Source organism: Clostridium sp. SHJSY1, from assembly GCF_031626875.1.
GTDB lineage: Bacteria > Bacillota > Clostridia > Clostridiales > Clostridiaceae > Clostridium.
Genome location: NZ_JANDMF010000049.1, coordinates 1 through 15,304, shown reverse-complemented (window position 1 = coordinate 15,304; position 15,304 = coordinate 1). Strand labels below are relative to the sequence as shown.

The window sequence follows — 15,304 nt, the reverse complement described above, 5'->3', positions numbered from 1 at the left end:
TTATTAAATAAAGAAAAATAATAGAGTCTAGTTTATAGAAATAGAATAAAAGTAATTGTAAAATAGAATATGAGGGAGATGAAAATTATGGATATATTGATTTATATAGGAATTGGTATTATTGCAGGTATTTTAAGTGGATTATTTGGAATTGGTGGAGGAATAGTAATTATTCCATTATTAATTTATTTAAAAGGATTTACTCAGTTACAAGCTCAAGGAACCTCTTTAGTTGCAATGCTTCCACCAGTTGGAATACTTGCATTCATGGAATATTACAAAAGGGGAAATACAAATATAACCGCTGGAATAATTATTTGTATCACTATGTTAATTGCAGCTAAGTTTGGTGGACAATTAGCTAATGTAATTCCTGTTAGTGTGATGAAGAAAGCTTTTGCAGTATTCATTATTTTAGTTGGAATAAAAACTTTTTTTGGAAAATGACTTGTTAAGTAAATATGTTAATTAGTTTCTTTTGAAATTAATTAATATATTTTTCTTTTATTACTTTTGTAATCATTAATTTGGAAAGTTATTACTTTCGTTATATTGATGACTTTGGTGTGATAAGTTATAGTTAAGTCATAAATTTGGGAAATGATATGTATTAGGTAAGATAATAATATTTTGAATTATTGAAATACTTATTTATGATTGATTGAATAGGACAATTATCATAAGTATTAAGTATAAAAAAGAAAAGATAGAGGGGGAAGTAAAATGAATAGCAAACTGAAACAAAAAGTTATGTTAGCATTGGCTAATTTAACATGTTTAACGATTTTGTTCACAGCATCTCCAGTTAGTGTGCAAGCAGCAACAAAAACTATCACATCAAATAAAATTGGCACAGATGGTGAGTACAGCTACGAACTGTGGAAAGATTATGGGAATACAAGTATGACTCTTAAGAGTGGAGGCGCATTTAGCTGTCAGTGGAATAATATTGGCAATGCATTGTTTCGCAAAGGAAAAAAGTTTAATGAAACTCAAACATACAAGCAACTTGGGAACATATCGGTAAACTATGGTTGTAACTATCAGCCTTCTGGTAATTCATATTTATGTGTTTATGGGTGGACAAGCAGTCCGCTTGTAGAATATTACATAGTTGATAGTTGGGGTACTTGGAGACCACCAGGAGGAACATCAAAGGGAACTGTTACAGTTGATGGTGGAATATATGATATATATGAAACAACTAGAGTAAATCAACCATCTATTAAAGGAAATACAACCTTTAAACAGTATTGGAGTGTTCGTAGGGATAAACGTACTAGTGGAACTATTTCAGTTAGTAGACACTTTGATGCATGGGCAAGTAAAGGAATGTTACTTGGAAAAATGTATGAAACAGCATTCAATATAGAAGGATATCAAAGTAGCGGAAAAGCAGATGTGTATAGCATGTCAATTAACATTGATAAATAATAATTCTATTTGTATGAAAAATTGTATAGTTAAGATGATTAAAGGGGATAGAATTCTAGCTATTCCCTTTATTTTACGTTTTGTACTAAATAATTAATATAAATAAAGTTGCTATAGATTTAATAATTAGCATTAAATAAAGTAATAATTATATGAATTATACTATGAAAGAAAGTTTGTTCCAAATTATCTATAAAAACATAGTATGTGATATACTATCAATATAATAAGTTAAAGTGATTTTTATATTCTAAGAGGTAAAAGATGAATAAAGAAGTTATATACAATAAATATATATTGATACTTAAGTATATTTATATTGCTTTATTTATAGCATGTGCAATCATATATAAGATTAATATTATTGACTATAAATTTGCTATACTACTTATTTATATAGCAAATAATCAGTTTAGATATTTTAGATTAGGAGATAAAAGAGAATTAAGGTACATATCCATTTTAGTAGATATGGTTTGTGCTTTTAGCCTTTATAGCTTAATAGGAGGCTTTGGAAGCATAATTTTTCTACCAATTCTTGTGGATATAATTTATGAGTTTGAAAACATATTTGCCTTCATATATTTAGTATTTACTTTTATTTTGGTGGGACTTACAAATTCCATAGAGCAGTTAATTTATTTTGCGGTAGAAACATCATCAATAATTTTCCTAGGAATGATAATAAGAGAACAAAGTCAGAAAAAATTAAAGGCCCAGAAATTATATGATAGAATCAGAGAAAATGAGGAGGAACTTAAAAAGTTAAATTATGAGTTAGAATCATATGCTAACACTGTAGAGGAAATAGCTGTTTTAAGGGAAAGAAATAGAATTTCCAGGGAAATACACGATAATGTTGGACATTCCTTATCCACAATAAGAATACAACTTGGTGCAATTGGAAAAATATCTAGTGAAAAGTGTGAACCCGCTGCAGAAATGTGTAATAATCTTGCAGAGTTTACAAAGAAAAGTCTAGAGGATGTAAGAGATGCAGTTAGAGCTATGAAGCCAAGAGAATTTGAAGAATATGAGGGAATTATAATTATTTCTGAAATGATTAAGAATTTTAAAAAACTCACTGATATAGATGTTAAGCTTAGAGTATCAGAAAAAGTGTGGAAGTTAAACTCAGATCAAAGTATGGCAATATATAGAATAATTCAGGAATTTTTATCAAATTCATTGAAACATGGAAAAGCAACAAAGGTAAATATATTTTTGAACTTTTTAGATGAGTCATTGAGAATACATTTGAAGGACAATGGTGTGGGATGCTCAGATGTAAAAACAGGCATAGGTCTCCAGAGTATAAAAGAAAGAACAGCGTTCTATGGAGGAACTATGGAATACAAAACCCAGGAAGGAAAAGGGTTTGAACTAGCCATAGTAATGAATAAAACTAAGTTAAGTATTGATGGAGTATGAGAATAATATGGACAAGATAAAGATTATAATAGTGGATGATGAAAAGTTAATTAGGGAAGGGTTAAAAATAATTTTATCTTCTTATGAAGACTTAGAAGTTGTGGCTATATGCGAAAATGGAAGAAAAGCATATGAATATTGTTTAAAGAATGAAGTAGATGTGGCACTTATGGATATAAGAATGGGTGAATATGATGGGGTAATGGCTACAAAATTGATAAAAGAAAAAGTAGATAAAGTGAAAGTATTAATGCTAACAACTTTTCAAGATAGTGAGTATATACAAGATGCATTAAAATATGGGGCTTCAGGATATCTACTGAAAGATAGTTCTTATGATCTTATTCATGGGGGAATAAAAGCTGCATTTGAAGGAAATATAGTAGTTCATCCTGAAATAGCAACAAAATTTATTATAAAAGATAAATCAGAAGAAGATTTAGAGGAAATCAAGGAAAATACTAATCTTACTGATAGGGAGCTTTTGATAATAAAAGAGATAGCTAATGGTTTTTCTAATAAGGAGATTGGAGAAAAAATGTTTCTAACTGAAGGAACTATTAAGAATAATATAACCAATATATTATCAAAACTTGGACTTAGAGATAGAACACAGATTGCTATATTTGCTTTTAAGAATAACTTGGTTAAATAATTGTAATTTAAAAATGAAGTGCCTATAGTCCACTAAACTAGAGTAAACATAACTAATAATGATAAAATATAGTTTAGAAGAGACTATAGGAATGAATAGAAAGTATCTTTGTGGACATAACAAAAATATTTAACTTAGAATAAAAGTTTGTTAACTATTAGCAAATTCATTTAATAGGTTACCAAACATATTAAGTGCATATTGTATTGAATTTGAAGAGTTTATATTAATATCATACTTTGAAAATATATCATTAAATGAACTGAGATTATCCTCTTTGAGAAAATTAATGTATTTATTTTTTAATTCTTGGTTATCGCTTTGGAGAATTTCAACTAACATAATAGCGATGGAAAAACTTAGAGGATATTTATAAGTATAGAATTGTCGATAAAAATGAGGAATTCTAGTCCATTCAAATTTTATTTCCTTAGTTATTTTTAGTACAGGACTGTAATATTTAATATACAAATCGCGATAAATATCACAGATATCATTATAATTTAGAATTTTGTGGTTTTGTATTTTATCATGAATTTCTTTTTCGAATTCAGCAAACATAGTCTGTCTAAATAGAGTTGTGGCGAAGTGATCTAAAAAGTAATTTAAGAAAACCTTTCTTCTTTTGTAAAAATATTTGTTATTTAAGAGGTATTTTATTAATAATATTTCATTTACGATAGCAATAACTTCAGACATAATGCCCTTTCCCCACTAAAATAGACAGCATAAACTCGTAAATTCTAACGTATTCGTATAATATCATAAGATTCTAAAATCTATGCTGCTTTTGATGCTTTTTTTGAATTATTATAATATTGTTCTGGTGTTATATAACCATTTGAAGCATGTATTCTTTGCCTGTTGTAAAATATCTCAACATACTCAAATACCGCAGCACGAGCTTCTTCACGTGTTTTAAATTGTTTTTCATAAAGCCATTCACATTTCATTTTACCCCAAAATGATTCCATAGGAGCATTATCCCAGCAGTTACCTTTTCGTGACATACTGCAAACAAAACTATACTTTTCTATCAAATCCTGGTAGTCCTTTGAGCAATATTGAGAGCCTCTATCTGAATGTAGAATAACACCACTTGGTCTTTCAGCACGATTATATGCATCATTTAATGCACTTATAACTAAGTCTTTTGTCATTCTTTCGCTCATTGATAAACCAACAATCTTTTGTCCACATAAATCCATTACAGCAGCCACATAAAGCCATCCTTCATTAGTCCATACATATGTAATGTCGCTAACCATTTTTTCATTAGGTTTTTCCACTGAAAAATCTCTATTAAGAATATTTTCAGCTACTGGGAGTTTATGATTTGAGTTAGTGGTAGCCTTGAATTTTTTAGCAACCTTTGCTTTTATACCATTTTCACTCATAATACGCTCTATACGTTTATGATTTATCGGAGGATTTTTTCCATCATTTAACTCTTTTCCGATTTTTATGGACCCATAGACTTTGTTGCTCTTATTGTGGATGTCTTTGATTTTTTTCAATAGTATTTCATTTTCCTTAGATCTATTACTCTCAGGTCTTTTATCCCATGCATAGTAACTGCTCCTAGATACATTTAGAACACTGCATAGCTTCGCTACTCGGTATTTATTGCAATTAGCCTTGATAAACTCAAACCTTTTTATTTTTGGTTCTTCGCGAAGTAGGCTGCCGCTTTTTTTAATATTTCATTTTCTTCTTTAAGATCTCTGATCTCTTTTTCTAATTTTCTTAATCTCTCATCTTCTGGTTTGAGATGTCCACTACCTGGAAAAGGAGTCTCAGGTGATTCTCTATATTTTTTTACCCAACCATGAATTGTTGATGGGCTTATTCCTAATTCTCTTGCTACATTAATTAAAGGTTCTTCTTTTCTCTCTAATCTCTTTACTGTTTCAATTTTAAATTCTGTACTATATTGTTTTTTCATACTAACAATCATTCCTTCCCTTACTTTTAATATAACACGAGTTCTTCATGTCCATCAAAGTGGGTAAGGCTCATAGTATATAGGAAATAGAGGAAAGTGATAATCGATATAAGATACTTATGAACAAAAGAAATAGTTATTAATGCGTTAACTGAAAATCATGGTATCCTAGAAACTGGTGTTACTTATGGAAATGATGTTTAATACTGATTTGAGAGTAGATATATCCAATAATTTTGGAGAAAATCGTGAGTTATTTAAGGACTGAGATGTATTATTTTTATGAAGATTATATTGTAATTATATTTGCAATATAATCTTTTTTATTATATATAAATCTTTTGTTTTATATATAATTATTGGTAAAAAATCATATAGAGAAGAAAGGAAAAAACATATGAGGTATTACATTGTTGGACCAGTTTCTAGTGGAAAATCAACTCTAGCTAAAAGGTTATCTGAAGTATTAGATATTTCTTATAAATCATTGGATGAAGTTGTATATGTTAGAGATAAATCGGCTTCTTGGGGGAATCATAAAAGGGAAGTAGAGGAAAGGGATAAAATATTATGGAGGATAGAAGATGGATATTCGTTTAACATTTAATGAAGATGCTAAAAACTATGATAAATGGAGGCCAACCTATTGCAAAGAGTTATTTAATGATATTATTGAATACTCCAATCTTAATGAAAATAAAAAAGCAAAGGTATTAAAGTTATTAAAGAATCAGGGAACATTAGCATTATTTTGGAATAGACCATCACTAAAAGATGATTTATTAAATAAAAAGATTCAAAGTATATATCAAAAATATATGCCATCAAATACTGTCAAGGTAGAAAATGACTTAGAAAGATATAAAAAAGTTTCAGAAACTATAAAATCATATGGTTTCAAGGATGTTCAAGTAAAACTATATAAACAAACAAGAAACTTTAATGCTTCTGATTATATTTCTTTATTGAACACATATTCAGATCATAGAGGTATGATACTATCCATAAAAGAAGTGTTTTTTAAAGAAATTGAAAGTGCTGTTTTAAAAAATGGGGGCAGCATAACCATTAGAACAAACTATAAGTAAAACAAAGGAGTAAAAAGCATGAGGTATTGTAAAAAATGTGACTTATATACAAAAGACATGTCTTGTGAAAAGTGTTATGGAGAAACAACGGATTTAGTTCCCAAAGAAGAGTTATTAGAAGAAGGAATAGAAACAAAGAAGAATGTATTGAAAGGTAAAAAGAATATTCAAATTTTGATTATAATAATAATTGTTGTAGGCTTATTTAGTATTTGTAGCATGGCTTTTATATTTCTTCAGAAATGTTCACTTTAGTGAGGAAAAAGCATTTGGGAAATATAAAAAAGGAGCATGGTCTGGAAATCAAATTAAAGTAAATGAAGAGTTTAGAGGAATACTTAGAGCAATAAATGCTTTAAGTGTTCCTTTTTTTGTAAATTTCAAGGTGCTAAATTAAGAATATTTTACAACTATATTGCAAATATACTATAATTTATGTTATATAATGGATTTAGTAATTAAGGTACTAGGGGGAATATAAGTGAAGATAAATATTTTAATTGTAGAGGATGATGAAGCTATCTCTAATTTAATAAAAGTAAGTTTAAGTATGGCTGGCTATGAAAGTAGACAATTGTTTGATGGTATGGAAGTTTTAAGTTTATTAAAAGAAGAATCATTTGATCTAATACTTATGGATATTATGCTACCAGGTATGGATGGCTTTCAACTGATGGAAAGAATAAAAGATTTAAATATACCAGTAATATTTCTAACTGCTAAAAATGGACTTTCAGATAAAATTACTGGACTAAGATCTGGGGCAGAAGATTATATTGTTAAACCATTTGAAACAATTGAGCTACTAGCTAGGATTGAAATAGTTTTAAGACGGTATTCTAAAAACACTAAGTGTATAAAATTTAAAAATTTAAAAATATATGAAGATGAAAGGGTTATAAAAAAGGAAGGTGAATCAGTTGAACTTACTTTAAAGGAGTTTGAACTTATGGTTTCACTTGTAAAAAATAAAAATATGGCTTTATCAAGGGACTATCTATTAGAAAAGATTTGGGGGTATGAATATATAGGTGAAACAAGAACTATAGATACTCATATCCAAAAGATAAGAAAAAAACTGGATATTGCAGATAGTATAAAAACTGTATATAAAATTGGATATAGGTTAGAGGAGTAGTAGGATATGAAGTTATGGCATAAAATATATATTTTTTCCCTACTGCTACTTATAGTAACTTTGAATTTAGCAGGGATTTTATTGATACAAAGATTACATAATGATTTGTTAAAAAAAGAAGTAGAAAAATGTATTTCAGAACAAAAAATGATTTCTTCAGAGATTGAGATGAATTTCAAGTTATCAGATAAAAATTATTCAGATACATCTATTAATTTTAATACATCAATTCCTTTATTAATGAATAAATACTCAAAATCAATTAACCATGAAGGTGAAAATTATGGGAATGTAGAGATTTTAGATTTGCAGAATAAAATAGTATATTCAGATGCAGGTTTTCCAATTGTAGAAGAAAAGAAAGAATTGGAAAATCTTTCGAAGGGTACAACCAAGTATATTATTAGGACTTTAGATGATAAACAGTATTTATTTGTAAGTAGCTTAGTTAATGGAGAGAATATGCCAATAAAAGTACACTATTCAAAGGATATTTCAAATATATATGCTCAAAAAATGAACTACTATACTCTTTTTATAAAACTAGATCTTCTAATTTGTTCTCTTTTTGCTGTGTTTATGTTTTTTATTAGCAGATTAATTACAAAACCGATAAATACATTGATTGATTCAACTCAAAAAATATCATTGGGACAATATTCAGAAAGAGTAGAAATAAAATCAAAAGATGAATTTAGCATTCTTTCAAACCATTTTAATCGAATGGCAGAAACAGTAGAAGATAAAATAAATATGCTTGAGATATCCAATATAGAGAAGGAGACATTTATAAATAATCTAACGCATGAGCTAAAGACTCCATTAACATCTATAATTGGATATGCAAATTTAATTAGAACATCAAAGTATAATGAAGAATTATTTTTTGAAGCTTCAGATTACATTTATAAAGAGGGGAAGAGGCTTGAGAAAATGGCATTTAAGATGATGGACCTTATCTATACAAAAACTCAAGAAATTAAACTTAAGCCTGAAGATATAATGATTATAATAGGTGAAGTTAAAAGAGCTCTTATGGTTAAGCTTAATGAGAAAAATATAGATTTAGTAATTGAAGGAGAAGAATTCACATTAGATGTGGATAAGGATTTAATTAAAATGGCAATTTGCAATTTAATAGAAAATTCTATAAAAGCATCTAGAATTAATTCAAAAATATATATAAAGGTGTCTATTTTGCATAATAAAACTTATATTTCTATAGTAGATTCAGGGATAGGAATGGATAAAGAGCACCTAGATAAAATCTGGCAGCCATTTTATATAGTGGATAAGGCAAGGACTAGAAAAAACAATGGAGCTGGGATTGGACTTTCTATTTGCAAAAAAATAGCAGAAGCTCATAATGCAGATATTGAAATAGATAGTGAACTTAATAGAGGTACAGAAGTTACTATGATTTTTAATAATTAAAGTTTTACAACTATTTTTCAATTACAACAAACTTATGGCACATCTTAATTTTATACTTAAAGAGTGGTAAGTACTTAACTCAATAAAAAATATATGGAGGAATTTATATGTGTTCAAAAAAAGTAGTGGCATTATTATTAGTTTTAGGAATAGGAGCATCCACTTATGCTTTAGCTAATCAGGTTAATAAAAAAGGACTTTTTGGAGGTACAATAGAACAAAATGTAGTTTATGCTAAAAGTGATGCTACAGATGTTTCAGAAAATAATAGTCAATTAAGTAGAACAGAGGATGAAGCTATTAAAGAGAAATCAGCAGAGGTTCTAAAAAAGTATTTCAATATAACTCCAAGTGAAAATTCAAAATTTTCTAGTACAGTAATAAGTGAAAATACTTTGAATGATCTAAAAGAAAAAGAGTTAAAAATGATAAAAGAAGCCTATGAAAATAAAAAAATCTCTGATGAAGAGTTTAATAAACAAACTGAGGATGTTGAGAAAAATAATAGTGGATTACATGAAACAATATCAAAGCTAAAACATGGAGTCATTCAAACAGCTTGGATGGATGGAGACAATTGCTATCTGATTTTCTTTAATGAGAACACAAAAGAAGCAGAGTATGTAATTGCTGGTGATGGGGAGAGTGCTTCAGAAACTTCATTAGACCTTAGTGAAGAAGAAGTGAAAAATACAGCCGAGGAGTTTATTAAAGAATATAAACTTGGAGATATAGAACATCCTAAATGCATACTTGTGAAAGGAAAGCATGTATACTATCAAGAAGAAAATGATCCAACTAAAAAAGTAGAGGTAACAGTTGGTAAAAATTCAGGTAAAGTATATGCATTTAGAACAAAAGCGTATGCAGATATGGATTATGCTGAAGAAATTAATGAAAAATAGTATTTAGTATGAGGCACTTAAATTTTATTAAAATCATTTTTAAGTGCCTCATTTTCTTATGAAAATATAAACATCTTTAGAATATCTTTTGATTTTTTTGTAAGGAATATTTATTTCTAGATAATACCATTAGAAGTGAGGTATATAGATAAAACTTAGTTATTTATTAAAGAAAGGAAAATATTATTATGAATATTTCAGTTAAAAATTTAAGCATGACCTATCCAAAGGGGAAGAAAGCATTAAAAAATGTTTCTTTAGAGATGAAGAGCCCAAGCCTCATAGGTCTTTTAGGACCAAATGGGGCAGGAAAATCAACTCTCATGAACTTGCTTGTAACAGGACTTATACAAACTAGTGGGGACATTCTTATGGATGGAGCCCCTTTACTAAAGAATGAAAAAAAGCTAAAAGAAAGTTTAGGATACTTGCCACAATCTTTTGGACTTTATGATGAACTTACAGTATGGCAGTTTCTAGATTATATGGCAGCTCTTAAAGGAATAAAAAATAGTAAGAAAGTCATTGAAGAGGTAATAGATAAAACAAATCTTACAGAAAAACGAAAAGTACGTATTAAGGCTTTATCAGGAGGACAAAGACAACGTGTTGGGATAGCACAAGCTCTTATGGGAAACCCTAAATTATTAATTTTTGATGAACCAACGGCAGGACTGGATCCAGAAGAACGTATTAATTTTAGAAACCTATTTTCTGAAATGGCACAAAATAAAATTGTCTTACTATCAACACACATAATTGAAGATGTACAATCTGTTTGTGATAAATTGATTGTTATTAATCATGGAGAAATTTTGTTTACAGGTACACCAAAAGAATTGATTGCTTTAGCTCATAATCATGTTGGAGTATTTGAAGAAAAAACAGGAGAAAATGCTAGTGGAGTTTATAAGATAACAGCAAGAGTTAACACAATACGAGGAATTAGCTGCCGTATTGTAGCTGAAAAATTACCTGATTTTGCGCAAACTGTGGAGCCAACCCTTGAGGATGCTTATATGTATCTCCTTATGGGAAAAGAGGTGAGGTAATTATGAGTTTCTTTTCTTACTTAAGGGTAGAACTTAAACGTATTTCTAATTTAAAAAGTGTTTATCTAGTTATGATATTAACTATGCTTTGCCCAATGGCTGGATATAAGATATATAAAACAGCAATGCTTCAAACTACATCTGGTGATTTAATTGCAAATCCAACTATGGCTGGAGCAATAGGTGGTGGGATTTTATTTGCAATACTAACTTTAGTTGAATTTGATAGGGGACGTAAGTATAAAACTGGAGTATTAATTAATAGCATTGTTTCCCCATTAGTAATTAATATAGTGAAACTCATATCCATAGGAGTAGCTGCTATTATTTCAGTTTCTATTACCGCAGTGCTTTATTTTCCTTATACATTTATAAAAATGGGGAATATTTTTGATCCATATACCTATTGGAATAGCTTCTTTCTTTTAATGCTACCATCTATATTATTATCAGCTTTAGCTATTTCTGCATTATATCAGATTTTTAATAATACAAGTATCAGCATGGTTGCATTTATTGCACTTGTGCTTGTAGGATTTAGTAAATGGTTTGAGGATAATAATATTTCACATTGGATAAATCCAATTATTTGTTCATATTCGGATTTCTTTGGGAATGATGTAGTATTTCTTTTAATGCAGCATAGTCGTTTGTTTTGGTTCTTAGTATTTGGTGGAATGTGGTTAATTGGGCTAATAAGTGTACGCCAATATGGAAAAGGGATAGTTAAATCGGTTTTATATAATTCAAGAAAAGTCTATATTCCCTTATTAGCTGTGGCATTAATCAGTGGCAGCGTCTATGCTTATATAAATCAACCTATGATTGCTTTGAAATCTCAGCAGAGTGAGATAATTGAAAAGAACAAACAACTTGAGTTAGATAAAACAAATTTAGAGTTAAATTTTGATACTAATAGAGCTAGGCTTTCAGGAAAGGTTACCTATTTAATTAAAAATTTAAGTAACAGCGAACAAGAATGCAATATTAGAGTTAATACAGGGTTTAATATTCATCACATAACTGCAAATGAAAAAGACATTACAGTTAGAAATTTAAACAGTAAAAAAGATATTGTTACATTTACTTTACCAAGTGATAAAGAAATTAAGGTTAACTTAGAATATGATGGAATACCTAAATTTAGTGAAGAGTTTGGGAATCTTATAGCTGGAAGCAATACTATTGGTAATAAGTGTATAGATCTTTTTGGTGTGAATAATATTTATCCACAGATTAGAGCATTACCTAACAAAGATGGATCACCAGTTACAGGGGAGATTACTATCCCTGGAAGTCTTACTCCAATCGTTTATGGAGAGAAGGTACAGAAAGATGATGAACCACCAGCAAGGAATGTAGGAGGGAATACAGTAAAACTTCTTTCTGAGGATGGAAAAAATAAAAAGTGGTCTTTTCAAGCTAATGGGGAAGGTTTTCTGACTATTTTGGCTGGTGATTATGTTATTAAGAAACTTGGTGATGAAAAAATGCCAATGGAGTTTTACTATAGTCAAAAAACTGAGGAAAGTATGAAAGATAAGAATGCTGAAAAAGTCATTAATGATACTATTGAGTTTTGTACTTCTCGTTATGGGAAGCTACATAACACATCTAAGGATAATCCAGTAAAAATAGTAGAAAGAAGTGTACTTTTAGCTGGAGGGATGGCGGTACCTAATTTTAGTACTACTGGTGAAATGAGTTTTAATGATAAGAGCCTAAATGATAAAAAAAATGGAGCATCAGCAGCTGAAGTAATGGGTCATGAACTTTCACATCAGTGGTGGGGACTACCAACCATTGGAGATGGAGGAAATAATGAAAATTGGTCAGCAGAAGGATTTGCTGTATATACAACTTATAGAGTTGCAAAGGAAACACGTGGTGTTGAATATGCTCAAAAAAATTATGTGGATGTATGGAAACAATTAGTTAGTAGTCAGAATAATAATTTTTATAATAGGCATCCAGAATATTTAGAGATACTACCAGAAAAATATTCAACTGAGATTAGTGATACAAATAGAATTACATGTTGGTATTCAAGAATGCCTCTTCAAATTTTAAAAGCTTCTGAATTAGTTGGTGGAGAAGATAAGATGGACAATATTTTAGCTGGACTTTATAAAAATAGTGAAAAGTCAAAAATTTCATGGCAAAGTTTTTTAGATGCTTGTGGATTAAAAGAGGAGGAATTAAAAATTGATTAGATTATTAAAATATGAACTTAAAAGACTTATTATAAATAAATTTTTTCTAGGACTTTTAATTATTTCAGCTTTTTATAGCTATCAAGTTATGGGGGGGGACATAATCCTTGGGGTTGCAAACACTGCACCATTTTCAGGATGGAGTTATGGAGAATATTTAGCTAAAGAACTTCCAATTTTGCTAGTTACATTATTATTTTTTGTATCTTTTCTTTATTCTAGGCAAGAGAAGAGTGTGCAGACTTTAACTAAAGCTACACCTATTAATCCATTTAAGTTTCAGATGTTACGTTACGGAACTATTATTATAGGATTTCTTTTGATTTCAGTTATACCAATTGGATATAGTATGTGGTTTTATAAAGTTAACTTTCATTTCACAGACTTTGAAAGCTTAGTATTTCCAACGGTAATAACATTATTACCAGCAATGCTATTTGTACTTGGACTTGGCGTTTTAGGAGGAAGATTTAATCAAGGTATAATTTTTGTTTTTATGGTAGCTGTTATATTACTTAGTTATTTTCAATTGCCTTATGTTATTGATTTGTTAGGGGGAAGCTTTTTGGAAAGATATCCAGCATCTCTTGATATAGTAGAGCCAGCTTTCACTATACCAGTAAGTGTGCTTATAGGAAAAGCTATTTATTGTCTAAGTGGGCTGATAATGATGATATTATTTACTGGTAAAAAAGAATCTGCAAAGCCTTTAAACAAAGGATATATGAAAAGACAGAGAGTGTGAGTATTTCATGGGAAGAATTTTTAAATGCTTATGGATTAAAAGAGAAGAATTTAAAAATTAATATCTTAATTTGAGAAAGATATATTAATATAGATTCTAGTAAAATGGTTAATTCGCATACTATTAAATGAAATAGTATGCGTTTTTTATTTTGCTGGTTTATGGAGATTTTTTGTGATAAATGTAAAATTTTGATAAGATGTTGCTATAATAAAGAAAGAAAAAAACATATGAAGCATTACATTGGTGGACCAGTTTCTAGTGGAAAATCAACTCTAGCTAAAAGGTTATCTGAAGTATTAGATATTTCTTATAAATCATTGGATGAAGTTGTACATGTTAGAGATAAATCGGCTTCTTGGGGGAATCATAAAAGGGAAGTAGAGTAAAGGGATAAAATATTATGGAGGATAAGAGATGGATATTCGTTTAACATTTAATGAAGATGCTAAAAACTATGATAAATGGAGGCCAACCTATTGCAAAGAGTTATTTAATGATATTATTGAATACTCCAATCTTAATGAAAATAAAAAAGCAATAGAAGTCGGAATAGGAACTGGCCAAGCCACTAGACCTTTTCTTAAAACAGGATGTGAGGTGATGGCTATTGAACTTGGACAAAACTTAGTAGAATACTCGCAAGAAAAATTTAAGGAATATAAAAACTTGAGAATATATAATACTTCATTTGAAGATTATAATGGAGATGAAAATAGTATTGCTCTTCTTTATTCAGCAACAGCATTTCATTGGATTCCAGAAGAGATAGGATATAAAAAGGTATTAAAGTTATTAAAGAATCATGGAACATTAGCATTATTTTGGAATAGACCATCACTAAAAGATGATTTATTAAATAAAAAGATTCAAAGTATATATCAAAAATATATGCCATCAAATACTGTCAAGGTAGAAAATGACTTAGAAAGATATAAAAAAGTTTCAGAAACTATAAAATCATATGGTTTCAAGGATGTTCAAGTAAAACTATATAAACAAACAAGAAACTTTAATGCTTCTGATTATATTTCTTTATTGAACACATATTCAGATCATAGAAGTATGATACTATCCATAAAAGAAGTGTTTTTTAAAGAAATTGAAAGTGCTGTTTTAAAAAATGGGAGCAGCATAACTATTAATAACACAATAGATTTATATTTAGCAAGAAAATAATTTTAAATCTATAGTTGAGAAAATATCATAACATATATTTACAGTTAAAAAATTTTATAAAAAAATAGAGACAAACTTCACATTT

General features: G+C 28.9%; 16 protein-coding genes and 1 pseudogene. 15 read left to right on the top strand and 2 right to left on the bottom strand.

What is annotated here, in order from left to right:
* The first annotated feature begins 87 nt into the window (after positions 1–87).
* The 4 genes and pseudogenes from NNC19_RS18930 (at position 88) to NNC19_RS18915 (ending at position 3,520) form a co-directional block, all read left to right on the top strand.
* Positions 88–447 (top strand): TSUP family transporter, encoded by a 360-nt coding sequence (locus NNC19_RS18930; protein ID WP_396136459.1) that lies wholly within the window; start codon positions 88–90, stop codon positions 445–447.
* A gap of 288 nt (positions 448–735) precedes the next feature.
* Positions 736–1,425 (top strand): annotated as a pseudogene (locus NNC19_RS18925) (glycoside hydrolase family 11 protein); the annotation flags it as partial.
* A 273-nt stretch (positions 1,426–1,698) separates the two neighbouring features.
* Positions 1,699–2,865 (top strand): sensor histidine kinase, encoded by a 1,167-nt coding sequence (locus tag NNC19_RS18920; RefSeq protein ID WP_310940251.1) that lies wholly within the window; start codon positions 1,699–1,701, stop codon positions 2,863–2,865.
* A 7-nt stretch (positions 2,866–2,872) separates the two neighbouring features.
* Positions 2,873–3,520 carry a response regulator transcription factor gene (locus NNC19_RS18915; protein ID WP_310940250.1) on the top strand — a complete coding sequence of 216 codons (648 nt, stop codon included), beginning with the start codon at positions 2,873–2,875 and terminating at the stop codon, positions 3,518–3,520.
* Between the two features lie 150 nt (positions 3,521–3,670).
* Here NNC19_RS18915 and NNC19_RS18910 read toward each other — a convergent pair whose 3' ends face one another.
* On the bottom strand, positions 3,671–4,219 hold the full coding sequence (locus tag NNC19_RS18910; RefSeq protein ID WP_310940249.1) for a M3 family metallopeptidase: 549 nt from the start codon (positions 4,217–4,219) through the stop codon (positions 3,671–3,673).
* Between the two features lie 80 nt (positions 4,220–4,299).
* Positions 4,300–5,474 (bottom strand): IS3 family transposase gene (locus NNC19_RS18905; protein WP_310940271.1). Its coding sequence is split into 2 segments (ribosomal slippage): positions 4,300–5,207 and positions 5,207–5,474, totalling 1,176 coding nucleotides; the frame shifts between segments, so codons are not numbered across the junction.
* Positions 5,475–5,862: 388 nt separating this feature from the next.
* Between NNC19_RS18905 and NNC19_RS18900 the strand changes: the two genes are divergently transcribed.
* The 11 genes from NNC19_RS18900 to NNC19_RS18850 all read left to right on the top strand — a co-directional run bounded on the left by NNC19_RS18900 (position 5,863) and on the right by NNC19_RS18850 (position 15,219).
* Positions 5,863–6,072 carry a hypothetical protein gene (locus NNC19_RS18900; RefSeq protein WP_310940248.1) on the top strand — a complete coding sequence of 70 codons (210 nt, stop codon included), beginning with the start codon at positions 5,863–5,865 and terminating at the stop codon, positions 6,070–6,072.
* On the top strand, positions 6,050–6,553 hold the full coding sequence (locus tag NNC19_RS18895; RefSeq protein ID WP_310940247.1) for a hypothetical protein: 504 nt from the start codon (positions 6,050–6,052) through the stop codon (positions 6,551–6,553). Before NNC19_RS18900 ends, NNC19_RS18895 begins: the two co-directional genes overlap by 23 nt.
* 18 nt (positions 6,554–6,571) lie before the next feature.
* Positions 6,572–6,808, top strand: coding sequence for a hypothetical protein (locus tag NNC19_RS18890; protein ID WP_310940246.1), 237 nt, complete (start codon positions 6,572–6,574; stop codon positions 6,806–6,808).
* Between the two features lie 226 nt (positions 6,809–7,034).
* A complete protein-coding gene (locus NNC19_RS18885; RefSeq protein WP_310940245.1) occupies positions 7,035–7,691 on the top strand; it encodes a response regulator transcription factor in 657 nt (218 codons plus the stop codon).
* Between the two features lie 6 nt (positions 7,692–7,697).
* Positions 7,698–9,125 carry a HAMP domain-containing sensor histidine kinase gene (locus NNC19_RS18880; protein WP_310940244.1) on the top strand — a complete coding sequence of 476 codons (1,428 nt, stop codon included), beginning with the start codon at positions 7,698–7,700 and terminating at the stop codon, positions 9,123–9,125.
* 107 nt (positions 9,126–9,232) lie between these two features.
* A complete protein-coding gene (locus NNC19_RS18875; RefSeq protein WP_310940243.1) occupies positions 9,233–10,030 on the top strand; it encodes a hypothetical protein in 798 nt (265 codons plus the stop codon).
* A gap of 188 nt (positions 10,031–10,218) precedes the next feature.
* The gene (locus tag NNC19_RS18870) at positions 10,219–11,082 is read left to right on the top strand and encodes an ABC transporter ATP-binding protein (protein WP_310940242.1); all 864 of its coding nucleotides are present in this window, start codon (positions 10,219–10,221) and stop codon (positions 11,080–11,082) included.
* 2 nt (positions 11,083–11,084) lie between these two features.
* A complete protein-coding gene (locus tag NNC19_RS18865; RefSeq protein WP_310940241.1) occupies positions 11,085–13,295 on the top strand; it encodes a M1 family aminopeptidase in 2,211 nt (736 codons plus the stop codon).
* Entirely contained in the window at positions 13,288–14,040 is a 753-nt protein-coding gene (locus NNC19_RS18860; protein ID WP_310940240.1) for a hypothetical protein, read from the top strand. Before NNC19_RS18865 ends, NNC19_RS18860 begins: the two co-directional genes overlap by 8 nt.
* 230 nt (positions 14,041–14,270) lie before the next feature.
* A complete protein-coding gene (locus NNC19_RS18855; protein WP_310940239.1) occupies positions 14,271–14,429 on the top strand; it encodes a hypothetical protein in 159 nt (52 codons plus the stop codon).
* Positions 14,430–14,457: 28 nt separating this feature from the next.
* On the top strand, positions 14,458–15,219 hold the full coding sequence (locus NNC19_RS18850; protein ID WP_310940238.1) for a class I SAM-dependent methyltransferase: 762 nt from the start codon (positions 14,458–14,460) through the stop codon (positions 15,217–15,219).
* Positions 15,220–15,304: the final 85 nt, after the last annotated feature.

What these genes read in the sequence shown, in the direction of transcription:
- NNC19_RS18900 (WP_310940248.1), top strand. Translation starts at nt 5,863, where the DNA reads ATGAGGTATTACATTGTTGGACCAGTTTCTAGTGGAAAATCAACTCTA.
- NNC19_RS18930 (WP_396136459.1), top strand. Translation starts at nt 88, where the DNA reads ATGGATATATTGATTTATATAGGAATTGGTATTATTGCAGGTATTTTA.
- NNC19_RS18915 (WP_310940250.1), top strand. Translation starts at nt 2,873, where the DNA reads ATGGACAAGATAAAGATTATAATAGTGGATGATGAAAAGTTAATTAGG.
- NNC19_RS18850 (WP_310940238.1), top strand. Translation starts at nt 14,458, where the DNA reads ATGGATATTCGTTTAACATTTAATGAAGATGCTAAAAACTATGATAAA.
- NNC19_RS18890 (WP_310940246.1), top strand. Translation starts at nt 6,572, where the DNA reads ATGAGGTATTGTAAAAAATGTGACTTATATACAAAAGACATGTCTTGT.
- NNC19_RS18880 (WP_310940244.1), top strand. Translation starts at nt 7,698, where the DNA reads ATGAAGTTATGGCATAAAATATATATTTTTTCCCTACTGCTACTTATA.
- NNC19_RS18895 (WP_310940247.1), top strand. Translation starts at nt 6,050, where the DNA reads ATGGATATTCGTTTAACATTTAATGAAGATGCTAAAAACTATGATAAA.
- NNC19_RS18875 (WP_310940243.1), top strand. Translation starts at nt 9,233, where the DNA reads ATGTGTTCAAAAAAAGTAGTGGCATTATTATTAGTTTTAGGAATAGGA.
- NNC19_RS18870 (WP_310940242.1), top strand. Translation starts at nt 10,219, where the DNA reads ATGAATATTTCAGTTAAAAATTTAAGCATGACCTATCCAAAGGGGAAG.
- NNC19_RS18855 (WP_310940239.1), top strand. Translation starts at nt 14,271, where the DNA reads ATGAAGCATTACATTGGTGGACCAGTTTCTAGTGGAAAATCAACTCTA.
- NNC19_RS18865 (WP_310940241.1), top strand. Translation starts at nt 11,085, where the DNA reads ATGAGTTTCTTTTCTTACTTAAGGGTAGAACTTAAACGTATTTCTAAT.
- NNC19_RS18920 (WP_310940251.1), top strand. Translation starts at nt 1,699, where the DNA reads ATGAATAAAGAAGTTATATACAATAAATATATATTGATACTTAAGTAT.
- NNC19_RS18910 (WP_310940249.1), bottom strand. Translation starts at nt 4,219, where the DNA reads ATGTCTGAAGTTATTGCTATCGTAAATGAAATATTATTAATAAAATAC.